Origin of the sequence: Nocardia sp. NPDC056064 (assembly GCF_042266925.1) — a bacterium.
Lineage (GTDB): Bacteria > Actinomycetota > Actinomycetes > Mycobacteriales > Mycobacteriaceae > Nocardia.
Genome location: NZ_JBHJWO010000001.1, coordinates 2,038,666 through 2,064,700, shown reverse-complemented (window position 1 = coordinate 2,064,700; position 26,035 = coordinate 2,038,666). Strand labels below are relative to the sequence as shown.

The following is a 26,035-nucleotide window of genomic DNA, read 5'->3' as shown; positions in this document are numbered from 1 at the left end:
CGGCATCAGCCGTGGTGTCCCGCCCCGCTTGGTATCCCGAGCAGTTCGACGGAGTAGCCGTCACCTATACGGATTCGAACCGTTTCTGATTGGAGTCAGAGCACTATGAAGCTCGCAGTCATCGCCGGTGACGGCATCGGGCCCGAGGTCATCGCCGAGGCACTCAAGGTGCTCGACGTGGTGGTGCCCGGGGTCGAGAAGACCGAGTACGACCTGGGCGCGGCGCGCTACCACCGGACCGGGGAGATCCTGCCCGAGTCGGTGCTGCCCGAGCTCAAGCAGCACGACGCGATCCTGCTCGGCGCGATCGGTGACCCGTCGGTGCCCAGCGGTGTGCTCGAGCGGGGGCTGCTGCTCAAGACCCGCTTCGCGCTGGATCACCACGTGAACCTGCGGCCGTCGAAGCTGCACCAGGGTGTCACCAGCCCGCTGGCCGGCAACCCGGACATCGACTTCGTGGTCGTGCGCGAGGGCACCGAGGGCCCCTACACCGGCACCGGCGGCGCGATCCGCGTCGGTACGCCGCACGAGGTGGCCACCGAGGTCTCCAACAACACCCGCTTCGGCATCGAGCGTGTGGTGCGCTACGCCTTCGCCACCGCGCAGGCCCGGCGCAAGCACCTCACCCTGGTGCACAAGAACAATGTGCTCACCTTCGCCGGGTCGCTGTGGCAGCGCACCGTCGACGAGGTCGGCGCCGAGTTCCCGGACGTGCAGACCGCCTACCAGCACATCGATGCCGCCACCATCCACATGGTGACCGACCCGGGCCGCTTCGACGTGATCGTCACCGACAACCTGTTCGGCGACATCATCACCGACCTGGCCGCCGCCGTCAGCGGTGGCATCGGCCTGGCCGCCTCGGGCAATATCGACGCCTCGGGCACCAACCCGTCGATGTTCGAGCCGGTCCACGGCAGCGCCCCCGACATCGCGGGCCAGTCCAAGGCCGACCCGACCGCCGCCATCCTGTCGGTCTCGCTGCTGCTCAACCACCTCGGCAACACCGAGGGCGCGGCCCGCATCGAATCCGCCGTCGCCAAGGACCTGGCCGCCCGCACCGCCCCCGCCTCCACCGTCGAGGTCGGCGACCGCATCGCCGCCATCGTCTGACGACGCCGAACGACAACAGGCCCGCTCCGGTTCGTCCGGGGCGGGCCTGTTGTTCTTGTCCCACAGCCTTTTTCGCCACTGTGACGAAAAAGGCTGTGGGGCGGTTACTTCGACGGGTCTCGGGGGACGAGGGGGATGGCGGCCGCGGCGGCTACGGCGGCCAGGGCGTAGGTGGTGGGGAAGCTGGTGGCGGTGATGACGGCGCCGAAAACCGGGGGGATGGCGGCGATTACGAGGTTCTGGCCGGTGTTCTGGATGCCGAGGCCGCGGCCGCTCCAGAAGGGGCCTGCGATCTCGGCGACGGCGGTGAAGGCCAGGCCGTTGTCGGAGACGGAGATGACCGAGGCGGCCACCAGCAGCGGGACGGCCGCCCACCACCAGCCGGTCCAGGCGGCCACGCTCAGCGCGGCCATGGCGACGACCGCGGCGACGGCGACCTGACGCAGCGGGGTCAGTCTGCTGCCGACGCGGTCCGACCACGCGCCCGCGCCGATGCGGCCCGCGGCGCCGAGGAACTGGGTGACGGTCATCAGCGCGCCCGCGGCGGGCAGCGACCAGCCCAGATCGCGGTGCAGCCACAGCAGCGCGAAGGTCCACAGGGTGGCCTGCGGGACCACCAGCAGGATCGAGACCGCGTGGATGCGCCACAGCGTCGAGGCGCCCCGGTAGGGGTTGGCGCGGTCGGCGGCCGCGGTCGGCGGGCGCGGCGGGTCGACGATGCCGATCAGGCAGCCGATCGCGGCCAGTCCGGCCATCACGGCGGGGACCAGCAGCGCGGCGGCGATCCCGTGGTGCTCGGCGACCCACGGGATGCTCAGCGCGCCCAGGCCCACGCCCAGCGGCTGGGCGGTCTGGCGGATGCCCATGGCCAGGCCGCGCCGGTCCGGCGGGAACCAGCCGACGATCACCCGGCCGCTCGCGCCGTTGGAGCTGGCCGCGCCGACACCGCCGAGCAGCAGCAGCGCGCCGAAGGCGACGGCGTTGTCCACCAGGGCGGCGCCGATGCCTGCGACGAACATCACCACCGTGCCCGCCACCAGCACGACCCGCTCGCCGATGCGATCCACGACATATCCCCAGGCGATGAGCGTGCACACCAGGCCGAGGGTGGGCAACGCCACCAGCGCGCCGGCCGCGGCCAGCGAATCGCCGCGGGCGGTGAGCGCGGGCAGCAGGAACGGGGTGCCGTGGATGAACATCGAGCTGGCGGTCTGCGCGAAGACGCCGAGCGCGAGCATGAACCACCGTCTGCCGCTACCGATCCGGGTCACCTCGGGTGCCTGGTGCGCCTGCGTCACGATTCCCACCTCGCTCGGATTGCACGATTGCGTCTCAATATTTGAGATTGATGTCTCATGGTGTGAACATCGAAGATCACGCTACACCGCTGACCGTCGATTGTTGCCCCCGGATCAGGTGTCTGACAGATCACACGCGGCGCCCGCGGAGGCTCGGGCGAAATTCGCAGGCGTGCAATGTCTTCGAATCACACCGGTGTGAGTTCACTCGCATCGGCGCGGCGCGGGTATCGACCGGGCGATGTCGCGGTCCGGGCGCGTTCGGGCAGGTGGGCGCGCCTGGATAGACTCCGGGCATGCGCTTAGGTCGAGTTGCCAGTCCCGATGGAGTCGCGTTCGTCAGCATCGACGGCGACGGCGGCGACGCTGTCGCCAAGGAGATCGCCGAACACCCGTTCGGCTCGCCGACGTTCACCGGGCGGAGCTGGCCGCTGGCCGATGTCCGCCTGCTGGCGCCGATCCTGGCCAGCAAGGTGATCTGCATCGGCAAGAACTACGCCGCCCACGCGGCCGAGATGGGCGGCGAGGCGCCGGTCGATCCGGTGATCTTCATCAAACCGAACACCGCGATCGTCGGCCCGAACGCGCCGATCATCCTGCCGCCCAGCTCATCTCAGGTCGACTACGAGGGCGAGCTGGCCGTGGTGATCGGGCGTCCGTGCAAGGACGTGCCCGCCGCCAAGGCCGCCGAGGTGATCCTGGGCTACACCGTCGCCAACGATGTCACCGCCCGTGACCAGCAGCGCCACGACGGGCAGTGGACGCGGGCCAAGGGCTACGACACCTTCTGCCCGCTCGGCCCGTGGATCGAAACCTCGCTGGACCCCGGCGATCTGGAGATCACCACCGAGGTCGACGGCGAGGTCCGCCAGCGCAGCCGCACGTCACTGTTGCTGCACGACATCCCGAAGATCATCGAGTGGATCAGCTCGGTGATGACGCTGCTGCCCGGTGACGTGATCCTCACCGGCACACCGGAAGGCGTCGGCCCGCTGGCGGCCGGGCAGAACGTGTCGGTCACCGTCGAGGGCATCGGCACCCTCACCAATCCTGTTGCCACCAAGCGCTGAGACAGCGGAGAAGAGAGTCATGACTGAAGTACGGGTCCGTTTCTGCCCGTCGCCGACCGGCACGCCGCACGTCGGCCTGGTGCGCACGGCGCTGTTCAACTGGGCGTACGCGCGCCACCACGGCGGTAGCTTCGTGTTCCGCATCGAGGACACCGACGCCGCGCGCGATTCCGAGGATTCCTACCGCGCGCTGCTGGACGCGCTGCGCTGGCTGGGCCTGACCTGGGACGAGGGGCCCGAGGTCGGCGGCCCCTACGAGCCCTACCGGCAGTCGCTGCGCCGCGATCAGCACCTGGACGTGGTGGCCCGGCTGCTCGCGGCGGGCGAGGCCTACGAGGCGTTCTCCACGCCGGAGGAGGTCGAGGCCAGGCATCGCGCCGCCGGTCGCGACCCGAAACTCGGCTACGACAATTTCGACCGGGACCTGACCGACGAGCAGATCGCCGCCTACAAAGCCGAGGGACGCCCCGCGGTGGTGCGGTTGCGGATGCCCGACGAAGATCTCACCTGGAATGATCTCGTCCGCGGGGAAACCACGTTCAAAGCCGGGACGGTGCCCGATTTCGCGCTCACCCGCGGCAACGGCGACCCGCTCTACACACTGGTGAATCCGGTCGACGACGCATTGATGAAGATCACCCATGTGCTGCGCGGTGAGGACCTGCTCTCCTCCACTCCGCGACAGCTCGCGCTGTATGCCGCGCTGCAGCGTATCGGGGTCGCCGACTTCACTCCGGAGTTCGGTCATCTGCCCTTCGTGATGGGCCAGGGCAACAAGAAACTGTCCAAGCGCGATCCGGAATCCAACCTTTTCCTGCACCGCGATCGGGGATTCGTTCCCGAGGGTTTGCTGAATTATCTCGCGCTGCTCGGCTGGAGTATCGCCGAGGACCGCGATGTGTTCTCGATGGCCGAGATGGTGGCGGCGTTCGATATTTCCACGGTGAATTCGAATCCGGCGCGTTTCGACCAGAAGAAGGCCGACGCGATCAATGCCGAGCAGATTCGTCTGCTGGAGCCGGGTGATTTCGGCCACCGGCTGCGCGAGTTCCTGACCGAGCGGGGTCATATCGGCGCGGAGATCGACGAGAAGACCTTCCTGGCCGCCGCCGAACTCGTGCAGACCCGGATCGTGGTGCTCTCCGACGCGTGGGACCTGCTGAAATTCCTGTTCGTCGCGCCCGACGAGTTCGCGATCGACCAGGCGGCGGGCACCAAGAACCTCGGTGCGGACGCCGACCCGGTGCTCGACGCCGCGCTGGCCGCGGTGGAGCCGCTGGGCGAGTGGACCACGGCCGCGCTGGAGGAGGCGCTGAAGAAGGCGCTGATCGATGACCTGGGGCTCAAGCCACGCAAGGCGTTCGCGCCGGTGCGGGTGGCGGTGACGGGCTCGCACATCAGCCCGCCGCTCTACGAGTCGATGGAACTGCTGGGCCGGGAGATCTCGCTGGCGCGGCTACGCGCGGCCCGCGGCTGGGCGCCCGCGGCAGAGTAGGGAGCCCGGGGCGGCGTGGCACTGCCGCGTCCGCCCCGGCCGCCGGAGGGCCGAAAACAGCCAAAAACCGGCCTTTGACCAGGCGATTTGTAGTTTACCCCGTAGTGTTTGGTAATCTTCTCATCGCCGCGGAACACGGCCTCGCAACACCGACAACCACTCGGTGGAACGGAGGTCGGGCGTTTCCATCCTTGGGGTATGGTGTAATTGGCAACACAGCTGATTCTGGTTCAGCCATTCTAGGTTCGAGTCCTGGTACCCCAGCAAGGTTTCACTTCGGTGAGATCGTCCTGGCCCCGTCGTCTAGCGGCCTAGGACGCCGCCCTCTCAAGGCGGTAGCGCGGGTTCAAATCCCGTCGGGGCTACAAAGAAAGATCCCCGGTCGCATGCGACCGGGGGTCTTTCTCGTTCACAGCCGTTTGTGCAGCGCCTCGGCGGCGGCGACCAGATCGGCGGCCCAGCGCGCACCGGGACGCCGGCCCATCCGGTCGATCGGCCCGGAGACCGAGACTGCGGCCACCACCACGCCACCGGTGTCGCGCACCGGGGCCGACACGCTCGCGACGCCCTGCGCGCGTTCTGCGGCGCTCTGTGCCCAGCCCCGCTTCCTGACCTCGGCCAGCGCCCGATCGCCGAACACGGCGTCGGCCAGGACGGTGCGCTGTAGTTCCGGGTCCGCCCAGGCGAGCAGCACCTTGGCCGCCGAGCCGGCGGTGAGCGGCAGGCGGGAGCCGATCGGCACGGTGTCGCGCAGGCCGACGGGCGGCTCCAGGGCGGCCACGCAGACCCGGGCGTTGCCGTCGCGGCAGTAGAGCTGGACACTCTCGCCGGTGATCTCGCGCAGGCGCGGCAGAATGGCACCCGCGGCCTCCACCAGCGGGTCGGCGGCACCGGCCGAGAGCTCGGTGAGCGCGGGCCCTGGCCGCCACAGCCCGTTGCCGTCCCTGGCCAGCAGCCGGTGGGTCTCCAGCCCGACCGCCAGCCGGTGCGCGGTGGCGCGGGGCAGGCCGGTGCGGGTGCACAGGTCGTTGAGACCGCATGGCTCGTCCGCGACGGCGTAGAGCACCGCCACGGCTTTGTCGAGGACACCGATACCGCTATGCTGTCTCATAGAACGATACTAACGTCTCAAATCTTGAGATTCCAAGTATGCCCGTCGAAAGGTGATCAAGCAATGGCCGAGCGCGCCCGCACACTGGCCGAGAAGGTGTGGGACCAGCACGTCGTCGTCCCTGGCGAAGGCGAAGGTTCCTCCCGCGAACCCGACCTGATCTACATCGATCTGCACCTCGTGCACGAGGTGACCAGCCCGCAGGCCTTCGACGGGCTCCGCGCGGCGGGCCGTCCGGTGCGCCGCCCCGATCTCACCATCGCCACCGAGGACCACAACGTCCCCACCACCGACATCGACAAGCCGATCGCCGACCCGATCTCGCGCACCCAGGTGGAGACGCTGCGCCGCAACTGCGCCGAGTTCGGCGTGCGGCTGCACCCGATGGGCGATCGCGAACAGGGCATCGTGCACGTGGTCGGCCCGCAGCTCGGCCTGACTCAGCCCGGCACGACCGTGGTGTGCGGTGACAGCCACACCTCCACCCACGGCGCGTTCGGCGCGCTGGCCATGGGCATCGGCACCAGCGAGGTCGAGCACGTGCTGGCCACCCAGACGCTGTCGCTGCGCCCGTTCAAGACGATGGCCATCACCGTCGACGGCGAACTGGCGCCCGGTGTCACGAGCAAGGACCTGATCCTGGCCGTGATCGCCGAGATCGGCACCGGCGGCGGCCAGGGCTATGTCCTGGAATACCGCGGCGAGGCGATCCGCAAGCTGTCGATGGAGGCGCGGATGACGATCTGCAACATGTCCATCGAGGCGGGCGCGCGCGCAGGCATGATCGCCCCCGACGAGGTGACCTACGAATTCCTGAAGGGCCGCCCGCACGCGCCGCAGGGGGCCGACTGGGACGCCGCGGTGGCCGCCTGGGACGCGCTGCGCACCGACGAGGGCGCCGAATTCGACGCCGAGGTCCATATCGACGCGAACGCGCTGACCCCGTTCGTCACCTGGGGCACCAACCCGGGCCAGGGCCTGCCGCTGGGCGCGAACGTGCCCGACCCGGCCCAGATCGCCGACGAGAGCGAGCGCGACGCCGCCGAGAAGGCCTTGCGCTACATGGACCTGACGCCGGGGATGCCGCTGCGCGAGGTCACCGTGGACACCGTTTTCGTCGGTTCCTGCACCAACGGCCGGATCGAGGACCTGCGCGCGGTCGCCGATGTTTTGAAGGGCCGCCACGTCGCCGAGGGCGTGCGAATGCTGGTCGTACCCGGCTCGATGCGGGTGCGCGCGCAGGCGGAAAAAGAAGGACTCGGCGATATTTTCACCGCCGCGGGCGCGGAATGGCGCCAGGCGGGCTGCTCGATGTGCCTCGGCATGAATCCCGATCAGCTGGAACCGGGCCAACGGTGCGCGTCCACGTCCAACCGCAATTTCGAAGGCAGGCAGGGCAAGGGCGGCCGTACCCACCTGGTCTCGCCGCTGGTCGCGGCCGCCACCGCCGTCCGCGGCACCCTGTCCTCGCCCGCCGATCTGTAGGAGAATCGTTATGGAAGCCTTCACCGTTCACAAAGGCATCGGGGTCCCGCTGCGCCGGTCCAATGTCGACACCGACCAGATCATCCCGGCCGTTTACCTGAAGCGCGTGACTCGCACCGGTTTCGAGGACGGCCTGTTCGCGGGCTGGCGGGCCGATCCGGACTTCATTCTGAACACCGAGCCCTACCGGCACGGCAGCGTGCTGGTGGCCGGGCCCGATTTCGGTACCGGGTCCTCCCGCGAGCACGCGGTGTGGGCGCTGTCGGACTACGGCTTTCGGGTGGTCATCTCCTCGCGTTTCGCCGACATCTTCCGTGGGAATGCGGGGAAGGGCGGTCTGCTCGCCGCGCAGATGTCACAGAACGATGTCGAAATGCTGTGGAAGCTGATCGAGGAACAGCCCGGCCTCGAATTGGTTGTCGACCTGACCGCACGCACCGTGACGGCGGGAACCGTCGTGTTGCCGTTCGATATTGACGACTACACCCGCTGGCGTCTGCTGGAGGGTTTGGACGACATCGGGCTCACGCTGCGGCAAGCCGACGTCATCGGCGAGTTCGAAAAGGGAAGGCCGTCATGGAAACCCGTGACGCTGCCGGAGCCTATTTCGCAGGCGTAATCACCGCCGAACGATTGGTGGCGCTTCCCTGGGGGCGGTAGCTGGACGTGTGCTAAACCACATGAATTTTGGCGTGGCACATAGACTCTTGCTCAAACTGGGTTTACCGTGGTACCTAGTCGGTCCGACGACGGGCCATTAGTCTGCGGAGGATTCAATGAACAAGGCGGAACTGATCGACGTTCTGACCGAAAAGTTGGGTACGGACAGGCGTACGGCTACCGCGGCTGTCGAGAACGTGGTCGATACCATCGTCCGTGCCGTGCACAAAGGTCAGAGCGTCACCATCACCGGTTTCGGTGTGTTCGAACAGCGCAAGCGTGCCCCCAGGGTTGCCCGTAACCCGCGTACCGGTGAAACCGTGAAGGTGAAGGCCACTTCGGTGCCCGCCTTCCGGCCCGGTGCGCAGTTCAAGGCGGTGATCGCGGGTAAGCAGAAGCTGGCCGCGTCCGGCCCCGCCGTCAAGCGTGGCGTGAACGCCCCGGTGGCGGCGAAGAAGGCGGCGGCCAAGAAGACCGCGGCCAAGAAGACGGCAGCCAAGAAGGCCACGCCGTCGAAGGGTCCGGCCAAGACCACCGCCCGCAAGGCAGCCACCAAGGCTCCCGCCGCCAAGAAGACCACGGCGGCCAAGAAGACCACCGCCGCCGCGAAGAAGACCACGGCGGCAAAGAAAGTGACCGCGGCCAAGAAGGCGCCGGCCAAGAAGGTCACCGCGGCCGCCAAGAAGACCACGGCGGCCAAGAAGACCACGGCGGCCAAGAAGACCACCGCCGCCAAGAAGGCCCCTGCCAAGAAGACTGCTGCCAAGAAGACTGCTGCCCGTCGTGCTCGTTGATCCTGCCGCAGCAGGATCGGGTCGGGGAATGTGCACGTAAACGCATCACCCACCACTGGACCGAGAACGGCCCCGCTTTCCGCGGGGCCGTTTCGGCTGTCGGGGGTAGCTCGCGATTCAGGCGGTGACGATTCCCGTCGACAGCGAACGATCCATATGGTCGGCCGCGACCAATCGGTCCGCGGCGAACGACAATGCCCACACGCTGCCCTTGCGATTGCGCGCCGCGGGCAGAGTCAGGCCGCTGCGGTCGGCGAGCCACTGCACCAGATCGGGAATCACCCCGCCCTGACTGCACACCGTGGGCACACCCCGATCCGTTATCAACGACAGAAACCTTTGCCGGGCCGCGCTTTTCGCTGAATCGTAACCTTGCTCGGAAAACATTGGCTCGCAATTGATTTCGACGTTCAGCTGCTCCGCCAACGGGGTCACGGTTTGGATACAGCGCAGCGGATCGGCCGAATGGATCTCGGATGCGCCGAACGCCAACAGGTTCGGGGTGAGGGCCTTGGCCTGCTGCTGGCCGGCCGCCTCCAGGGGGCGCAGCGCGTCGGGTCCGTCCCAGGCGGCGCGCTTGCCCGCCTTGGCGTGGCGCACCAGCAACACCGTCGCGGTGCGCGCGGGCAGCCGCGCGAACATCCGTATCACCTGCCGGTCCATCGGATAGGACAGCTGGTCCATCACCCGGTCCAGCGGGAACCAGCGCAGCTGGTCGACTTCGGCGTTGACGGTGAACTCCCCGGCCGCGGCCTCGGCGGCCCAGTAGTCGACCCGCTTGAGCTGACGGTGTCCCGGGATCGGATAGGTGACGTGGCCCAGATAGCGGCCCAGCGTGCACGGCAGGCCGGTCTCCTCGCCGACCTCGCGCACCGCCGCCACCACCGGGGTCTCACCGGGGTCGAGTTTGCCCTTGGGCAGCGACCAGTCGCCGTATTTGGGCCGGTGGATCACGGCGATCTCCGGCCCGGCATCGCCCGGCCGCCAGAGCACCGCGCCCGCCGCGTGGATATTGGGCCGCACCTGCGGATCTCGCATGGTCACGGCTGGTCGGGCCTGCGCAGCCGCATCAGGAACTGCTGATGGTCGCGGACCTGGTCGGCCGCGGCGTCGCGCGGGCTGGCCTGCCAGGCGCCCTCCGGTCCGAGCACCCAGCAGCGGGTCATCGGGTCGAGCGCGGAATCGAAGACCGCGCTCAGCTGCTCGGTGAGCCTGCGGTCCTTGACCTGGACCATCACCTCGACCCGGCGGTCCAGATTGCGGTGCATCATGTCGGCGCTGCCGATCCAGGTCTCGTCCTGGGCCCGGAACTGCAGGATCCGGGAGTGTTCCAGGAAGCGGCCCAGAATCGAGCGCACCTCGATGTTCTCGCTGAGCCCCGGCACGCCCGGGCGCAGCCCGCAGATACCGCGGACCACGATCCGCACCGGCACACCGGCCTGCGAGGCCCGGTAGAGGGCGTCGATGATCTGCTCGTCGACGATGGCGTTGGCCTTGATCCGGATGCCCGCGGGATTACCCTGCCCGGCCAATGCGATCTCGCGGTCGATGCGCTCGACGATCCCGGCCCGCACACCCAGCGGGGCGACCATCAGATTGCGGTAGTCCTCCTTGCGGGAGTAACCGGTCAGCGAATTGAACAGGTCGGTGAGATCGGCCCCGATTTCCGGTGCCGCGGTGAACAAGCCGACGTCCTCGTAGAGGCGTGCGGTCTTGGGGTTGTAGTTGCCGGTGCCGATGTGGCAGTAGCGGCGGATGGTGGAGCCCTCGCGGCGCACCACCAGGCAGGTCTTGCAGTGGGTCTTGAGGCCGATCAGGCCGTAGACCACGTGCACGCCCGCCTGTTCCAGGGCGCGGGCCCATTTGATGTTGGCCTGCTCGTCGAAGCGCGCCTTGATCTCGACCAGCGCGACGACCTGCTTGCCGGCCTCGGCGGCCTCGATCAGCGCGTTGATGATCGGGGAGTCACCGGAGGTGCGGTAGAGGGTCTGTTTGATCGCCAGCACCTGCGGGTCGGCGGCGGCCTGCTCGATGAAGCGCTGCACGCTGGTGGAGAACGAATCGTAGGGGTGGTGCACGAGTACGTCGCCCTCGCGCAGGGCGGAGAAGACATTGCGCGGGGTCTCGCGCTCGCCGAAGGCGGCCGGGGTGGCCGGAACGTAGGGCGCGTCTTTGAGATCGGGCCGGTCCACGCCGTAGACCTGCCACAGGCAGGACAGGTCGAGCAGGCCGGGCACCTGGATGACGTCGGCGGGGTCGACCTCGAGTTCGCGCAGCAGCAGCTCGAGCATGTGCTCGGTCATGTCGTCGGAGACCTCGAGGCGCACCGGCTTGCCGAAGCGGCGGCGGGCGAGTTCGCGTTCCATCGCCTGCAGCAGGTCCTCGTCGCGGTCCTCGTCGACCTCGAAGTCGGCGTTGCGGGTGATCCGGAACGAATGCGTCTCCACCACGGTCAGACCCGGGAACAGCAGGTCCAGGTGTGCGGCGATGAGGTCTTCCATGGGCAGGAAGGCCGCGATCGCCGAGGGCGCCTCGGTGCGGCGCACGCGCACGAACCGGTCGACATTGTCGGGCACCTTCACGCGGGCGAAATGCTCGCCGCCGGTGCCGGTGTCCTTCACCGTCACCGCGAGGTTGAGGCTCAGGCCCGAGATGTAGGGGAACGGGTGGGCCGGGTCGACGGCCAGCGGGGTGAGCACCGGGAAGACCTGGTCGGTGAAGTGACCCGAAAGGCGCTGACGTTCCTCGTCGTCGAGGTCGGCCCAGCCGATGATGTCGATGCCCTCCTGGGCCAGCGCGGGGTTCACCTCGTCGAGGAAGACGTTCGCGTGGCGCACCGCCAGTTCCTGGGCGCGCGCGGTGATCATCTCCAGCTGCTCGGACGGGGAGCGTCCGTCGGCCGAGCGCACCGACAGCCCGGTCTCGGCCCGGCGTTTGAGGCCCGCGACGCGAACCATGTAGAACTCGTCGAGATTCGAGGCGAAGATCGCCAGGAATTTCGCGCGTTCCAGCAACGGCAGCGAGGCGTCCTCGGCCAGTGCCAGGACCCGGGCGTTGAAGTCCAGCCAGCTCAGTTCCCGGTTCAGGTAGCGATCGCGGGGCAACCGCTGCGTGGCCGCGTCACCGCCCGTGGCCGCGGCAGCGGCAGGTGGCGGGGAAATCGGGGGCTGCTGCTTGATCGTTTCCGTGTCGCTCACGCCATCGATCATCCCCTACGGACCGGGCAGTCCGCAGCATGACACTTGTCCGGTTGATCCGATCCTCATCCGGCGCGGCGATCGGTCAGCACACGGTGCGAACCGGATCACCTTCCCGATCGAGCAGACCGAATTCGCGCAGCACCGCCGCGGTGAATTCGCCGACGCCGAGCGCGCGGACGGCGGCCAGGTCGGCGGGGGTGTCGACATCGCGGCGCAGGCCCGGCCAGTGCCCGGGCAGCGGGTGCGCGCCCTCGGCGCGGTGTGCCCGTGCGGATCCGGCGCCGAAGCGGGGAGCCAGCGCGGCGAGGGTGTCGCGCACGAGTAGTGCGGCGGTGCCGGTACCGGTGTGATCGATCACCACCGAGCGGGCGCCGTCGGGGGCGACGGTGAGCAGCTCGGCCAGCTCGGCCGGGCGCAGCGCGGGCAGGTCGGCCTGCAGGGCGAGCAGATGCGCGGGGCCGTGCCGGTCGCGCACGTCGCGCGCGCCCGCGGCGAGGGCGGCGTTGAGCGGGTCCGCGGCACCGGCGGGCTCGGCGAGCACCTGCGCGCCGAGTTCGCCGGCGCGGGCGGCCACGCGCGGATCGGGGGTGACCACGGTCAGCGACAGCACCTCCGGCACGGCCGTCGCGGCCGTGACCGTATCGGCGAACATGGCCAGGACGAGCTGCCCACGCTGCGTGGCGGTCAGGACCTCGGCCAGGCGGCTCTTGGCCCGGTCGATGTGCTTGACCGCCATCACGGCGTGCACGGTGTGCGGACGCATGAGGTCGATCCTTCCATGGCATATTGGGCTGATGACGAGGGCGGCGGTTATGGGTGCGGGGTCGTGGGGCACCGCGTTCGCGAAGGTGTTGGCAGAGGCGGGGACCGAGGTCACGATCTGGGCCAGACGCGGCGAGGTCGCGCGGGCACTCGACACCGAGCACCGCAATCCGTTCTACCTGCCCGGTGTCGAGCTGCCGCCGGTGCGCGGCACCGACGATCACCGGGTCGCGCTCGACGGCGCGGATCTGGTGGTGCTGGCGGTCCCGTCGCAGTCGCTGCGGGCGAATCTGGAGCTGTGGAAGGGCGATATCGGTTCCGACGCCACGCTGCTCAGTCTCATGAAGGGGGTCGAGACCGGCACGCTGCTGCGGATGAGTCAGGTGATCGCGGAGGTCACCGGCGCCGAGGCGAGCCGGATCGCGGTGTTGTCGGGGCCGAATCTCGCGCACGAGATCGTCGAACGTCAGCCCGCGGCCACCGTGATCGCCTGTACCGACAGCGAGCGCGCCGGGGTGGCGCAGCGGGCCTGTGCCACCGGGTACTTCCGGCCGTACACCAACACCGATGTGATCGGGGCCGAGATCGGTGGCGCGTGCAAGAACGTCATCGCGCTGGCGTGCGGTATCGCCTCGGGGATGGGGTTGGGATACAACTCGGTCTCGAGCCTGATCACCCGTGGGCTCGCCGAGGTGATGCGCCTCGGTGTCGCGCTCGGCGCGCAGCCGGTGACGCTGGCCGGGCTCGCCGGCGTGGGTGACCTGGTGGCGACGTGCACCTCGCCGGGATCACGCAATCGGTCCTTCGGATACGTGCTCGGCTCGGGTGGCTCGATGCAGGCCGCGCAGGAGGCGACCAATGGGCAGGTGGCCGAAGGTGTGAAGTCGTGCACATCGGTGCGGGCGCTCGCGGCCGCGCACCAGGTGGAGATGCCGCTCACCGACGCGGTGCACCGGGTGTGTCACGAGGGACTTTCGGTCAACGAGGCCGTCGACAGCCTGCTCGGAAGAAAGATCAAGCCGGAGTAAGGTCGATGCCGCCACCGCGGCCGTAACCCACTAAGTTGACGGTCATGACGAACCGGATCAGGGTAGCTGTGGTCTTCGGCGGGCGCAGCAGCGAGCACGCCGTCTCGTGTGTATCGGCGAGCAGCGTGCTGCGCAACCTCGATCCCGCGCGCTACGAGGTGGTGCCGATCGGTATCACCGCCGCCGGCAGCTGGGTACTGGCCGAGGGGATCGGTCAGCTCGAACTCAGCCACGACGCGCTGCCCGCGGTCGACGCGGCGGGTACCGCGCTGACGCTGGCAGCCGACCCGGGCCGGGCCGGCGCGCTGGTCGCGCTCGACGATCCGTCGGCCGCGCTCGGCCGCGTGGACGTGGTCTTCCCGATCCTGCACGGCCCGTTCGGTGAGGACGGCACCCTGCAGGGCATGCTCGAACTGGCCGGTGTCCCCTATGTGGGGGCGGGCGTGCTGGCCAGCGCCGCGGGCATGGACAAGGAGTTCACCAAGAAATTGCTGGCCGCCGAAGGGTTACCGGTCGGTACCCAGGTGGTGCTGCGCCCCGGTACCGCGACGCTGACCCAGGCCGAGCGCGATCGCCTCGGCCTGCCCGCGTTCGTGAAGCCCGCGCGCGGCGGCTCTTCCATCGGCATCACCAAGATCACCGACTGGGCTTCGCTCGACGCCGCCGTCGCCACCGCACGCGAACACGACCCGAAGGTGATCGTCGAGGCGGGTATCCTCGGCCGTGAAGTCGAGTGTGGCGTGCTGGAATTCGCCGACGGCCAGGTGCGCGGCAGCGTGGTCTCCGAGATCCGGATGCCCGACGCCGACGCCGCGGCCCCCGAGTTCTACGACTTCGCCACCAAATATCTCGACGACGTCTGCGAGTTCGACGTGCCCGCCAAACTCGACGACGACGTCGCCGAGCAGATCCGCGAGCTGTCGGTGCGCGCCTTCCGCGCCCTGGACTGCCAGGGCCTGGCCCGCGTCGACTTCTTCGTCACCGCCGACGGCCCGGTCATCAACGAGATCAACACCATGCCCGGCTTCACCCCCATCTCGCAGTACCCCCGCATGTGGGAAGCGACCGGCATCGACTACCCCACCCTGGTCTCCACCCTGATCGAAACGGCTCTCGCCCGAGGCACCGGCCTGCGCTGACGACAACCTCGGCCACCCCGGGTTTTCGGCCGCCTCGCATCCGAAGGGCGAGACGTCACGGCGAAGCCGAAGTATCGCCCTTCGGATGCGAGGCCCACAGGGCCGAAAACCCCGCGGCGCCAGCCGCCTATGTCACAGTCACAGTCACAACTCGCCGGGGGTCGGTTCGCGGGCGGGGAGGGTGGCGTTGATGGTGTCGGAGACCGTCTGGATCGGGCCGGTGCCCGAGTTGTCGGGGACCGTGAGCGCGATGTAGGTCTCGCGGTCGACGGCGAACCAGGTGCCGGTCTGGGCGACCTCGTCGCGGACCTGGAACCATTTCACGCCGTCGATGACGGTCAGCGCGGCGGCGCGGTTGAATTCGAGCGGGCGGTCCAGGCCGCAGCGCAGCACGATCGGGTCGCCGCCGTCGGGGAGCTGCCAGGCGCGGGTGGCCTGCGGCGCGGGTTCGACGAGGGTGGATTTGGTGTAGGTCTCGCCGTTGCCGGGGAGTTCGGCGGGCAGGGCGGGCAGCAGCGCGTGGCAGGCGGGACCGTCCTGGGCGGGGGCCGGGACGGGGCCCAGCGCGAGGGGTTCGCGTTCGGTGGGGGCGCGCAGGGCGATGAAGGCGGCGACGAGGACGCCGACGATCAGGACGACCGGCAGGGCCACGGCGGTGGCGATCAGCGCGGGGGAGTAGGGCGTCGTGGTGTCGGACTCGGCTTCGGTGGTGTCGTCGTCCTTCGACAGCGACACCGGCTCGGCGGTCTCCGGCGTGTCCTCGGGTGCCGTCTCGTCGCGTTCGTTCGGGTCCGACGAATCCGCCGCCATAGCCGTGGGGTCCTTTCCGCTCCGTGGTATCGGGTGCACCGTCGGTGGTGCCCGATCGCCTCCGAAAGGGTACCGTCGGGTCGATTTCGTCAGCGCGGCAGCACAGCGGGAAGGGGCCGGTCATCAGCGAGGACAGCCGGGCGCGAACGGTGCGTGAGGTCGGCGAGTTCGGGGTCATCGACCGGATCACCGCGGGCAGGCGTCAGGGTGCGCAGGTGCTGCTGGGCCCCGGTGACGACGCCGCGGTGGTGGCCGCGCCCGACGGGCGGTTCGTGGTGAGTACCGACATGCTCGTCGAGGGCAGGCACTTCCGGCTCGACTGGTCGGCACCCACCGAGATCGGGCGCAAGGCCATCGCGCAGAACGCGGCCGATGTGGTGGCGATGGGTGCGCGCCCGAGCGCCTTCGTGGTCGCGCTCGGCTGCCCCGGTGACACCCCCGTCACGGTGCTCGAGGCCATCACCGACGGGATGTGGACCGAGGCGCAGCGCGCCGGTGGCTCCATCGCGGGCGGCGATCTGGTGCACAGCGATCAGCTGGTGATCTCGGTGACGGCCTTCGGCGATCTGGGCGGGCGGGCCGCGATCACCCGCGCGGGTGCCGGGCCGGGCGACATCGTCGCGGTCGCCGGTGAACTCGGCTGGTCGGGGGCGGGGCTGGCCGTGTTGTCCGGTGACGCGGACATCGCCGATCCGGTCTTCGCGCGCGCCCTGGCCGCGCACCGGGTGCCGCAGCCGCCGTACGCCGCGGTCGTCGACGTCTTCGGCGACACCGGACCCACCGCCCTCACCGATGTCTCCGACGGGCTGCTCGCCGATCTCGGCCATCTCGCGCGCGCCTCGGGTGTCGCGATCGACGTGCACGGCGCCGCGCTGACCGACCCGGAACTGGACGCGGTCGCGGCCCGGCTGGATACCGATGCGGCGCAATGGATTCTGGCCGGTGGCGAGGACCACGCCTTCGCGGGGACCTGGCCCGCGGGCACCGCGCTGCCGCCGGGCTGGCGGCCGATCGGGGTCGTCGTCGCAGGTGATGGCGTCACCGTCGACGGTGCCGCGCCCAGCGGCGGGATCGGCTGGGAATCCTTCCACGGGTCCGGCGCCGCATCTGTCGGCCGGAAACGATAGGTTGTGCGGTCATGGGTGCCAAACCACTGTCGGAGATCATCGATCCGGGCTGGGCCCGGGCCTTGGAACCGGTCGCCGACCGCATCAGCGAAATGGGCGAGTTCCTGCGCACGGAGAACGCCGAGGGCCGCGGGTATCTGCCCGCCGGGGAGAACGTGTTACGCGCGTTCCAGCGTCCGTTCGACGCCGTGCGGGTACTGATCGTCGGCCAGGACCCGTACCCGACGCCGGGGCACGCGATGGGGCTGAGTTTCTCTGTCGCGCCGGATGTCTCGCCGGTCCCGCGCAGCCTGTCCAACATCTTCGCCGAGTACACCAAGGACCTGGGCTTCGACACACCCCGCTGCGGTGACCTGAGCCCGTGGTCGGATCAGGGTGTGCTGCTGCTGAACCGGGTGCTCACCGTCACCCCCGGCACCCCCGCCTCGCATCGTGGCAAGGGCTGGGAGGCCGTCACCGAGCAGGCCATCCGCGCGCTCGTCGCCCGGGACGAACCGCTCGTCGCCGTGCTGTGGGGCCGCGACGCGGGCTCGCTGAAACCGACTCTCGCCGAGGCCGACGTCCCCTACATCGAGTCGGCCCATCCCTCCCCGCTGTCCGCCTCGCGCGGGTTCTTCGGTTCGCGGCCCTTCTCCCGGGTCAACGAACTGCTCGACGAACTCGGCGCCGAACCAGTCGATTGGCGGCTGCCCTGACCCGGGGTGCCGTCCGCACCAGAGAAAAATGATGAAGGAGCACAACCCGATGCACAGCACGACCCTCCGCGCCGCCGTCGCGACCGCCGCCGTCGCCGCCGCCCTCACCGCGGGCGCGGCCTCGGCCTCCGCCGCGGGCCTGGCCCTGCAGCCCTACGACGAGCAGGCCGCGCCGGTGGCCACCACCCAGGTCGGCGAGGAATGGACCTCCACCGGCACCTCCACCATCTCCTCCGGCGTGAACGCCAAGGTGACCTGCCTGCTGCAGAACACCTTCAGCGCCCTCGGCGCTGTGTGCTAGGCGGCTGGCGCCGCAGGGTTTTCGGCCCCTTGGGCCTCACCCCCGAGAAGCGATACTCCGCCTGCGGCGTCACGTCTCGCTCCTCGGGGGCGAGGCGGCCGAAAACCCGTGGTGGTGTCGTTCGGCCGGGGGTCAGCTGAGGCCCAGGTAGTCGGGCTTACGCTTGGCGATGAAGGCGTCGACGCCTTCGCGGCCGATCTTGCCGTTCGCGGCGGCGGCGATGCTGTCGCGTTCGGCGTCGAGCTGCTGGTCCAGGGTCGCCGTGGGCGACTGGGCCAGCAGCTTTTTCATGGCCGCGTACGTGGTGCGCGGGCCGGTGACGAAGCTCCGGGCCACCTTCAGTGCCTCGGCGCGGACCTCGTCGTCGGCGACGAGCCGGCTCAGGATGCCCAGGCGCACGGCCTCCTCGGCGTCGAGCACGGCATCGGTGAGCAGGATCTCGGCGGCGCGGTTCGCCCCGACGATGCGCGGCAGCAGCCAGGACATGCCACCGTCGGGGCTCAGGCCGATGCCCGGGTAGGCGGGACGCAGCTTGGTCGACGGGCCACCGATCGCGATATCGGCGCCGAGTACCAGGCTCATGCCCGCACCGGCGGCCCAGCCGTGCACCGAGGCGACCACGGGCACCGGGACGGCGTCGAGCGCGCGCACGAACTCGTGCAGTTCCCCGGCCAGCGTGTGCAGGAAGGCACCGCGGTCCTCGGCGGCCGCGAAGTGGCGGACATTGCCGCCCGCGCAGAAGTTCGGGCCAGCGCCGGTGAGCAGGATCGCGCCCACGCCGGGATCGAGATCGCGCAGCGCGGCGGTGCCCGCGTTGATCAGGTCGAAGTCCATCGACGTGCCCGCCGCGGCGGTGGCGATGGTCAACTGCAGCACGCCGTCGACGAGTTGGGCGGCCGGAACCGGTTCGGTGGTACTACTCATGGCGTCACCCTAGCGAGGGGCGCGGCGCCACAGTTGTTCGGGCAGCAGGGTGAACGGGTCCACGCGGTGCACGCCGGTGTCGGCGAAGCCGTGCCTGCGATAGAAGGCGTGGGCGCGCGGATAGCCGGCGAAGACCCACAGTGTGCACGGCGAGGCGGGGGCGGCCTCGGTGATGAGGGCGTCGGCGACGCCGGTGCCGTGCCAGGCCGGGCGGACGTAGAGCGCGTCGAGTTCGTGCGGGCTCGCGGCGGCGAAGCCGATCAGTTCGTCACCGGCGAGGGCGACGGGTATGCGGTGGGTGCCCTCGGTCCGGCGGCGCTCCCAGGTGAGGATCGAGCGGTCCAGGTCGAAACCGGCCAGGACGTGCGCCGGGACGAGGGTGTCGTAGGACTCGCGCCAGGTCGCGATGTGGCAGGCGGCCAGCGCGGGAACACGGTCGGCGGTCAGCGGCTCGAGCCGCCAGTCAGGCACGACAGCACCCTACGACGACAAAACCCCGGATCACCCACAAGGGCGCCGGGGTGGTGTCGGCAGAATGTACGGGCTGAGAATCAGCCGCGGACGACCTTGCCCGCCTTCAGGCAGGAGGTGCACACGTTCATCCGGCGGGTGTTGCCAGGGGCAACCTGCGCACGCACGGTCTGGATGTTCGGGTTCCAGCGACGGTTGGTGCGCCGGTGCGAGTGCGAGACCGACTTCCCGAAACCGGGGCCCTTGGCGCAGACGTCGCAAACGGCAGCCATGTCGCGAGCTCCTTCATGTCATAAGCGGTCAGCGCGCACGGATGCCCGCTGTACCGGAAACTGATGTCGTCAAATGCCTTGCCGACTCGCGTCGGCCAGCGCAGACCCGGAAGGGCCGCACGAGGCAACCCTGCAAGGGTAGCGGGCCGGGCCGTGAAGTTCCAAACCGGGTGTCCCGGTCGAGACACCGATCCGGCCGGAGGAGCGGCCCGTCCGCGGCGAGCATACCGCTGTCGGCGGCTGGCGCTAACCTGGCGTGCGATGCTCGGCGCGCGGGCGCCGGAAACGGGGAGAGAGGTGACGGTGTCGCACGTGCGGGAGGCCCTCGACGGCGCTTCGCTACTGACCTGGGCCCGAACCTGCCGCACCGACCTGGAACTACGCCGCGCCGAGATCGACGCCCTCAACGTGTTCCCCATCGCCGACTCCGACACCGGCACCAACCTGCTCGCCACCATGCGCGCGGCCGTGTCCGCCGCCGAGCAGGCCGCCACCGAGTCCGTCGCCTCCGGTCTCGTGCCGGTCGCCCCGGCTGACGCGGGTCGGGTGACACCCGAGCCGATCACGCGGGGTGCCGCTGATCCCGCCGTGGTGCCGTCGGCGTATCGGATCGCGCGGGCACTGGCGCGGGGCGCGACGAGTGGGGCGCGGGGGAACTCCGGGATCATTCTTTCGCAGGTGCTGCGCGGGATCGCCGATGCTGTCGTCGACGGTCCCCTGACCGGGCAGCGGCTGCGGGTGGCATTGCGGCGCGCGGCGATGCTGGTGCGCACCGGGCTCAGCGCACCGGTCGAGGGCACGATCCTCACGGTGCTCGACCGCGCCGCCGTGGCCGCCGACGCCGCCGACGACCCGTCACTGGTGACGGTGGCGCGGGCCGCCGCCGACGGCGCGGCGCGCGCCCTGAACGAGACACCGACCCAACTCGGTGTGCTCCGGGCGGCGGGCGTGGTCGACGCGGGCGCCCGCGGCCTGCTGGTCCTGCTGGACTGCCTGGTCGCGACTGTCTGCGGCCACGCCCCGACCCGAGACACCTATGCCCGGAAACGGGCAGACACCGGCACGGACCGGCTCGCCCCAGAGCTGAGTGTCCAGCCCGCCCCGACAACCGCAGCCGACCGCATCGCCGTACGGCCCGGCAGTGCGGTGCAGCCCCGCGATGCGGAAGATCGCGGTGACGTGGGACGGTCCGGTGAGGACGACTGTGACCATCCGCTCCCGGAGCGTGCGCCGGACCCGCATTTCGAGGTCATGTATCTGATCTCGGGGAGTGACGAGGACGCGGCGCGGGGGCTGCGGGATCGGCTGGCCGTGCTGGGGGACTCGGTGGTGGTGGTCGGGGACGGGGACGGGACCTGGTCGGCGCATGTGCACTGCCGGGACGCGGGGGCGGCGATCGAGGCGGGGCTCGCGATCGGACGGCTCAGCGGTGTGCGGATCGAGAGCTTCGCGGTGACCGCGCCCCACGGCGGGTATCACGAGGAAATACTGACCGTGCCGGGCGCCGGCCGTCCGGTCGTCGCCGCAGGCGGGTACACGCCGGACTCCGAAGTTTCGGGCGGGCAGAGAGTCGACGTCAGGGTCTCGGGCACGTGCACGGGGGACCCCGGCGCCACGGATCGGCCCACCGGGTTCGACGCCACAGCCGCGCCGGACGCCGCAAGTCATTCGCACGCGGCAGCGGGCACCGGCGCGGACTCGCCCGATCGAACGCACCCGGCGCCCGGGCCGCAGGCCGAGACCGGCGAGGCCGATCGCGGGATCCTCGCCGTGGTCTCCGGTGACGACGCGGCCCGGCTGTTCGCCGACGCCGGTGCTGTGGTCCTGCGGGGCGACCGCCAGTTCGACACCAGCGCCCTGCTGCGTGCCATCCGGTCCATGCCGCATCGCGAAGTCCTGGTCCTGCCGAACGGCGCGCTGCCCGCGCAGGAGCTGGTCGCCGTCGGTGTCGCCGCGCGTGACGCCTCGCGCGATGTGCTGCTGCTGCCGAGCGCCTCCATGGTGCAGGGCCTGGCCGCGCTGGCGGTGCACGATCGGGGACGGATCGCGGTCGACGACGCCTTCGCCATGTCCGAGGCCGCCGCGACCACCCGGTGGGGTGCGCTGCGGGCGGCGCGGGTGCGGGCGCTGACCATGGTCGGTACCTGTTCCCCGGGTGACGGGCTCGGCCTGGTCGGCCAGGATGTGGTGGTGATCGACCCGGACGTGGTCGGGGCCGGACGGATTCTGCTGGACCGGATGCTCGGTCTCGGCGGTGAATTGGTGACTCTGCTGATGGGTGCCGACGCGGGCCCCGAGCTGGGACAGGTACTCACCGACCATGTGACGGCCGGGTTCCCCGGTGTCGAGGTGGTGGTGTATTCCGGTGGGCAGCAAGCGGATCTGGTGCAGATTGGGGTCGAGTAGACGATGGCGACACTGAGTGACCGGCTCGATCACGTGCTGGGCGTGAAAGCGGCCGAACGGCTGACCGAGGCTTTCGACATGACCACCGTCGAAGACCTGCTACGCCACTATCCGGTGCGCTACGCCACCCAGGGCCAGCCCCTCACCGAGGAGGAGCCGGAGGAATCCGCCCACATCACCGTGATCGGCCGCATCACCAAAACCGAACTGCGCCCGATGAAGAACCGGCGCGGCTCGCTGCTGAAGGTGCAGCTCGACACCGGCGCGCCCCGGCCGATCGAAGCCACCTTCTTCAACGGTGACAAGGTGCGCTATCTGGTGAAAGAGGGTGTGCGGGCGATGATGTCGGGCACCGTGCACTGGTGGCGGCCCGACCGCTGGAACCTCTCGCACCCGGACTATCTGATCCTGCCCGACAAGGCCGAGGCGGGGGTGGAGGAGCTCACCTCGGTGCGCGGCAGCGGTGCGCTGCGCGGGCTGGCGCAGAGCGCCAAAGGTGCCGGGGGAGTGGACGCCTCGTTCTTCGAACGTGAATTCGTGCCGGTGTATCCGGCGACGGCCAAGGTGCAGAGCTGGGATCTGCTGGCCTGTATCCGCCAGGTGCTCGACCAGCTCGACCCGATCGAGGACCCGCTGCCCGCCGACCTGCGCGAGGAACGCAACCTGCTCGAGGTCACCGACGCGCTGCGCCTGATCCATCTGCCCGAACACAAGCTCGATATCGAAAGGGCCAGGGAGCGGCTGCGTTTCGACGAGGCGCTGGCCCTGCAACTGGTGCTCGCCGAACGCCGTCACGAGGTCGAGGGCCGCACGGCGCCCGCCTGCCCGCCGCGCACCGACGGCATCGCCGCCGCCTTCGACGAGCGCCTGCCGTTCGAGCTCACCGAGGGCCAGCGGCAGGTGATCGACGAGATCGGCGCCGATCTGTCGCGCACCCGCCCGATGCATCGCCTGCTCCAGGGTGAGGTGGGTTCGGGCAAGACCATCGTGGCCCTGCACGCGATGCTCCAGGTGGTCGACTCCGGCCGTCAGTGCGCGCTGCTCGCACCGACGGAAGTGCTTGCCGCCCAGCACTATCGGTCGGTGCGCGCGATGCTCGGCGACCTGGGCACGGCGGGCGAACTCGGCGCGGGTGAGCACGCCACCAAAGTCGTCCTGCTGACCGGGTCCATGTCGGCCTCGGCCCGCAAGGCCGCGCTGCTGGACGCGGTGACCGGTGAGGCGGGTCTGGTGATCGGTACGCACGCCCTCATCCAGGACGCGGTCGAGTTCTTCGACCTGGGCCTGGTGGTGGTCGACGAACAGCACCGCTTCGGCGTGGAGCAGCGAGATGCCCTGCGTGCCAAGGCCAAGAACGGCATCAGCCCCCATCTGCTGGTGATGACGGCCACCCCCATCCCGCGCACCATCGCCATGACCACCCTGGGCGACCTGGAGACCTCCACGCTCACCCAGCTGCCCCGGGGCCGTTCGCCGATCACCTCGAAAGTTGTCGCGCGCAAACTGCATCCGGGCTGGGTGGAGCGCGCGTGGGAACGGATCCTGGAAGAGGTCGGGCAGGGCCGCCAGGCGTATGTGGTGTGCTCACGCATCGGCGAGGACCCCGACGCGCCGCCCGCCAAGGGCAAGAAGGCCGCCAAGCAGGAGGAGAAGGAGGGCCCGACCACCCAGGCCGCCGTGGACATGTACGAGACGCTGAGCGCGGGGCCGCTGGCCGGGGTCCGGGTCGGGCTGCTGCACGGGCGGCTGCCGTCCGACGAGAAAGATCACGTGATGCGCCAGTTCAACGACGGCGCCATCGATGTCCTGGTGTGCACCACGGTGGTCGAGGTGGGTGTCGACGTACCCAATGCCACGGTCATGGTGATCGTCGACGCCGACCGATTCGGCGTGAGCCAGCTGCACCAGTTGCGCGGCCGGATCGGGCGCGGCGAGCATCCCGGCCTGTGCCTGCTGATCACCGACGCCGCGCCCGGCGGCACGGCCATGGCCCGGCTGGAAGCGGTCGCCGCCACCACCGACGGGTTCGAACTGTCGGTGCTGGACCTGCGTCAGCGTCGTGAGGGCGATGTGCTCGGCTCGGCCCAGTCCGGCACGGCCCGGTCGCTGCGGCTGCTGTCGCTGCTCGACGACCTCGAGGTGATCACCGCCGCCCAGGAACTCGCCCGGCAGGTGGTCGCCGAAGACCCCGGCCTGGTGAAGCATCCGGGCCTGGCCGGGATGATGCACGCCGCCGTGGACGGCGAACGCATCGAATACCTGGCCAAGTCCTGAGTCAGCGCGGCAGCCGGGGGTAGGGCAGATCGGTGCTGGTGTGCTCGGCCACCGCGAGCGCGCGGCCGATCTGCGGGAACGCCCGCTGCGGGCAGGACGGACGCTCGCACACCTTGCAGCCCGCGCCGATCGGCACGGCCACCTGGGGGTCGTCGAGCTGGATGCCCTGCGAGTACACCAGCCGGTCGGCGTACTCGATATCGCAGCCCAGCGCGATGACGAAGTTCTTCGACGCACCGCCGAAACCCTGCGGCGCGGGCGGGGTGGTGCGCGCGATCCACAGGTAGCGGCGCCCGTCGGGCATCTCCGCGATCTGGGTGAGGATGCGCCCCGGATGTGCGAACGCCTCGTGGGTGACCCACAGCGGGCAGCTGCCGCCGACCCGGGAGAAATGGAAGGCGGTGGCGGACTGGCGTTTCGAGATATTGCCCGCCCGGTCGGTGCGTACCAGGAAGAACGGCACCCCGCGCTGGCCCTGCCGCTGCAAGGTGCTCAGGCGATGGCAGACCGTCTCGAAACCCACCTCGAAGCGCAGGGCGAGCAGGTCGACGTCGTAGCGCAGTTCCTCGGCCGACCGCAGGAACCGGCCGTAGGGCAGGATCAGCGCGCCGGCGAAGTAGTTGGCCAGCCCGACCCGGGCCAGCGTCCGCGATTCGCCGGTGAGCGCGCGGGATTCGGCGAGCACATTGTCGATCTCGCGGCCGTAGAGCAGCAGGCCCAGGGTCGAGGCGATCTGGAAGGCGCGCTGGCCCGGGCGCAGCCTGCGGGCCAGGGTGAGCGTGCGGGTGTCGGGGTCGTAGTGGCGTTTCGGGATGGTCGGGTCGGCGCCGTCGCCGCGCACCAGCACCGTCACCCCGGCGCGTTCCTCGGCGATGCGGGCCAGCTGGCGGTCCAGCGAGCCGATGCTGAGCCCGGATTCCTCGAACAGCTGCTCGGCGGCGTGATCGAGGGTGGAGATGTGATTGCGGTGGTCGTAGAAGAAGTCGCGCACGTCCTCGTAGGGCATCGGGGTGCCGGGGGCGCCGCTGGGGTTCTCCACCCGCGAGGACAGCAGGTCGAGCTGGTCGGTGGCCGCACGCAGCCGCCGGTGCATGGCGATGACGATGCGCGCCACCTCCGGCAGCCGGGTCGCCAGTTCCTCGACCTCGGTGATCGGCGCGGTGTCGCCACCGCCCGCCGCCTCGACCAGGACCTCGTGCAGATCCGAGACCAGGCGCGCGTCGGAGTCGGCGGCGAAGAACTGGACATCCAGGTCGAAGGTCGAGTTCAGTTTCAGCAGAACAGGAATGGTGAGCGGGCGCTGGTCGCGCTCGAGCTGGTTGAGATAGCTGGGTGACAGATCCAGCGATTTCGCCAGCGCCGCCTGGGTCATCCGCCGTTCTTCGCGCAGCCGTCGTAGCCTGGCCCCCGCGTACATCTTCCGCACGCCGAAGATCCTAACGCTCAGGGTTCGCAACGTTTGCTGAAAGTGGCGATTACCTCGGGAGATGTCCAGTCCAGCAAGGGATTTTATCTGTTACTACTTGTGCGTAACGTGCGAAGAGCCGCAGGGCGGTTCGATCTCCCCCTCATGAAGACCGAAACGCCCCGCGGCCGCGCA

At 69.8% G+C, this 26,035-nt stretch carries 23 protein-coding genes and 2 tRNA genes; 15 read left to right on the top strand and 10 right to left on the bottom strand.

Features of this window, described 5'->3' with window-relative positions:
- Positions 1–105: 105 nt before the first annotated feature.
- Complete coding sequence (locus ACFC06_RS09485) at positions 106–1,113, top strand: 3-isopropylmalate dehydrogenase (protein ID WP_375929309.1); 1,008 nt, start codon at positions 106–108, stop codon at positions 1,111–1,113.
- 104 nt (positions 1,114–1,217) lie between these two features.
- Here ACFC06_RS09485 and ACFC06_RS09480 read toward each other — a convergent pair whose 3' ends face one another.
- Positions 1,218–2,351, bottom strand: a complete 1,134-nt coding sequence (locus ACFC06_RS09480) for an MFS transporter (protein WP_375935351.1) — start codon at positions 2,349–2,351, stop codon at positions 1,218–1,220.
- Positions 2,352–2,707: 356 nt separating this feature from the next.
- Here ACFC06_RS09480 and ACFC06_RS09475 point away from each other — a divergent pair, with 356 nt between their 5' ends.
- The 4 genes from ACFC06_RS09475 to ACFC06_RS09460 all read left to right on the top strand — a co-directional run bounded on the left by ACFC06_RS09475 (position 2,708) and on the right by ACFC06_RS09460 (position 5,341).
- A complete protein-coding gene (locus ACFC06_RS09475; RefSeq protein WP_375929308.1) occupies positions 2,708–3,481 on the top strand; it encodes a fumarylacetoacetate hydrolase family protein in 774 nt (257 codons plus the stop codon).
- A 19-nt stretch (positions 3,482–3,500) separates the two neighbouring features.
- Entirely contained in the window at positions 3,501–4,976 is a 1,476-nt protein-coding gene (gltX, locus tag ACFC06_RS09470) for a glutamate--tRNA ligase (protein ID WP_375929307.1), read from the top strand.
- A 192-nt stretch (positions 4,977–5,168) separates the two neighbouring features.
- A tRNA-Gln gene (locus ACFC06_RS09465) sits at positions 5,169–5,240 on the top strand.
- A gap of 28 nt (positions 5,241–5,268) precedes the next feature.
- Positions 5,269–5,341 (top strand) — tRNA-Glu (locus ACFC06_RS09460).
- Positions 5,342–5,385: 44 nt separating this feature from the next.
- On the opposite strand, the gene ACFC06_RS09455 is transcribed toward ACFC06_RS09460, so the two are convergent.
- The gene (locus tag ACFC06_RS09455; protein WP_278263791.1) at positions 5,386–6,087 is read right to left on the bottom strand and encodes an IclR family transcriptional regulator; all 702 of its coding nucleotides are present in this window, start codon (positions 6,085–6,087) and stop codon (positions 5,386–5,388) included.
- Positions 6,088–6,150: 63 nt separating this feature from the next.
- Here ACFC06_RS09455 and leuC point away from each other — a divergent pair, with 63 nt between their 5' ends.
- The 3 genes from leuC to ACFC06_RS09440 all read left to right on the top strand — a co-directional run bounded on the left by leuC (position 6,151) and on the right by ACFC06_RS09440 (position 9,026).
- Positions 6,151–7,572 carry a 3-isopropylmalate dehydratase large subunit gene (gene leuC / locus ACFC06_RS09450; RefSeq protein WP_375929306.1) on the top strand — a complete coding sequence of 474 codons (1,422 nt, stop codon included), beginning with the start codon at positions 6,151–6,153 and terminating at the stop codon, positions 7,570–7,572.
- Positions 7,573–7,582: 10 nt separating this feature from the next.
- Positions 7,583–8,191 carry a 3-isopropylmalate dehydratase small subunit gene (gene leuD / locus ACFC06_RS09445; protein ID WP_375929305.1) on the top strand — a complete coding sequence of 203 codons (609 nt, stop codon included), beginning with the start codon at positions 7,583–7,585 and terminating at the stop codon, positions 8,189–8,191.
- A 157-nt stretch (positions 8,192–8,348) separates the two neighbouring features.
- Positions 8,349–9,026, top strand: coding sequence for an HU family DNA-binding protein (locus ACFC06_RS09440; RefSeq protein ID WP_375929304.1), 678 nt, complete (start codon positions 8,349–8,351; stop codon positions 9,024–9,026).
- A 117-nt stretch (positions 9,027–9,143) separates the two neighbouring features.
- Here the strand turns inward: ACFC06_RS09440 and ACFC06_RS09435 are convergent, their stop codons facing one another.
- The 3 genes from ACFC06_RS09435 to cofC form a co-directional block, all read right to left on the bottom strand.
- Positions 9,144–10,064 carry an NUDIX domain-containing protein gene (locus ACFC06_RS09435; protein ID WP_375929303.1) on the bottom strand — a complete coding sequence of 307 codons (921 nt, stop codon included), beginning with the start codon at positions 10,062–10,064 and terminating at the stop codon, positions 9,144–9,146.
- A 2-nt stretch (positions 10,065–10,066) separates the two neighbouring features.
- Positions 10,067–12,235 (bottom strand): RNA degradosome polyphosphate kinase, encoded by a 2,169-nt coding sequence (locus ACFC06_RS09430; RefSeq protein WP_375929302.1) that lies wholly within the window; start codon positions 12,233–12,235, stop codon positions 10,067–10,069.
- A gap of 73 nt (positions 12,236–12,308) precedes the next feature.
- Entirely contained in the window at positions 12,309–12,989 is a 681-nt protein-coding gene (gene cofC, locus ACFC06_RS09425; RefSeq protein WP_375929301.1) for a 2-phospho-L-lactate guanylyltransferase, read from the bottom strand.
- Between the two features lie 31 nt (positions 12,990–13,020).
- On the opposite strand from cofC, the gene ACFC06_RS09420 reads away from it, so the two are divergent.
- Both ACFC06_RS09420 and ACFC06_RS09415 read left to right on the top strand, forming a co-directional pair.
- Positions 13,021–14,016: an NAD(P)H-dependent glycerol-3-phosphate dehydrogenase gene (locus tag ACFC06_RS09420; RefSeq protein WP_375929300.1), complete on the top strand. Its 996-nt coding sequence runs from the start codon at positions 13,021–13,023 to the stop codon at positions 14,014–14,016.
- Between the two features lie 44 nt (positions 14,017–14,060).
- Positions 14,061–15,155, top strand: coding sequence for a D-alanine--D-alanine ligase family protein (locus tag ACFC06_RS09415; RefSeq protein WP_375929299.1), 1,095 nt, complete (start codon positions 14,061–14,063; stop codon positions 15,153–15,155).
- Between the two features lie 144 nt (positions 15,156–15,299).
- Here the strand turns inward: ACFC06_RS09415 and ACFC06_RS09410 are convergent, their stop codons facing one another.
- Positions 15,300–15,965 (bottom strand): DUF3515 domain-containing protein, encoded by a 666-nt coding sequence (locus ACFC06_RS09410; protein ID WP_375929298.1) that lies wholly within the window; start codon positions 15,963–15,965, stop codon positions 15,300–15,302.
- A 122-nt stretch (positions 15,966–16,087) separates the two neighbouring features.
- On the opposite strand from ACFC06_RS09410, the gene ACFC06_RS09405 reads away from it, so the two are divergent.
- Genes ACFC06_RS09405 through ACFC06_RS09395 form a run of 3 tightly spaced genes read left to right on the top strand, consistent with a single transcriptional unit; the run spans position 16,088 to position 18,088 of the window.
- On the top strand, positions 16,088–17,092 hold the full coding sequence (locus ACFC06_RS09405) for a thiamine-phosphate kinase (RefSeq protein WP_375935348.1): 1,005 nt from the start codon (positions 16,088–16,090) through the stop codon (positions 17,090–17,092).
- Positions 17,093–17,103: 11 nt separating this feature from the next.
- Positions 17,104–17,787, top strand: a complete 684-nt coding sequence (locus ACFC06_RS09400; protein ID WP_336081389.1) for a uracil-DNA glycosylase — start codon at positions 17,104–17,106, stop codon at positions 17,785–17,787.
- Positions 17,788–17,836: 49 nt separating this feature from the next.
- Complete coding sequence (locus ACFC06_RS09395; protein ID WP_375929297.1) at positions 17,837–18,088, top strand: hypothetical protein; 252 nt, start codon at positions 17,837–17,839, stop codon at positions 18,086–18,088.
- A gap of 132 nt (positions 18,089–18,220) precedes the next feature.
- Here the strand turns inward: ACFC06_RS09395 and ACFC06_RS09390 are convergent, their stop codons facing one another.
- From ACFC06_RS09390 to rpmB, 3 genes are all read right to left on the bottom strand, one after another.
- On the bottom strand, positions 18,221–19,012 hold the full coding sequence (locus tag ACFC06_RS09390; RefSeq protein WP_375929296.1) for an enoyl-CoA hydratase/isomerase family protein: 792 nt from the start codon (positions 19,010–19,012) through the stop codon (positions 18,221–18,223).
- A gap of 9 nt (positions 19,013–19,021) precedes the next feature.
- The gene (locus ACFC06_RS09385) at positions 19,022–19,483 is read right to left on the bottom strand and encodes a GNAT family N-acetyltransferase (RefSeq protein ID WP_375929295.1); all 462 of its coding nucleotides are present in this window, start codon (positions 19,481–19,483) and stop codon (positions 19,022–19,024) included.
- An 80-nt stretch (positions 19,484–19,563) separates the two neighbouring features.
- Positions 19,564–19,755, bottom strand: coding sequence for a 50S ribosomal protein L28 (gene rpmB / locus ACFC06_RS09380; protein WP_011210730.1), 192 nt, complete (start codon positions 19,753–19,755; stop codon positions 19,564–19,566).
- A 297-nt stretch (positions 19,756–20,052) separates the two neighbouring features.
- Here rpmB and ACFC06_RS09375 point away from each other — a divergent pair, with 297 nt between their 5' ends.
- Entirely contained in the window at positions 20,053–22,161 is a 2,109-nt protein-coding gene (locus ACFC06_RS09375) for a DAK2 domain-containing protein (protein WP_375929294.1), read from the top strand.
- A gap of 3 nt (positions 22,162–22,164) precedes the next feature.
- Positions 22,165–24,435, top strand: coding sequence for an ATP-dependent DNA helicase RecG (gene recG, locus ACFC06_RS09370; RefSeq protein WP_375929293.1), 2,271 nt, complete (start codon positions 22,165–22,167; stop codon positions 24,433–24,435).
- A gap of 1 nt (position 24,436) precedes the next feature.
- Here recG and ACFC06_RS09365 read toward each other — a convergent pair whose 3' ends face one another.
- Complete coding sequence (locus ACFC06_RS09365; protein ID WP_375929292.1) at positions 24,437–25,861, bottom strand: short-chain fatty acyl-CoA regulator family protein; 1,425 nt, start codon at positions 25,859–25,861, stop codon at positions 24,437–24,439.
- Positions 25,862–26,035 lie beyond the last annotated feature (174 nt).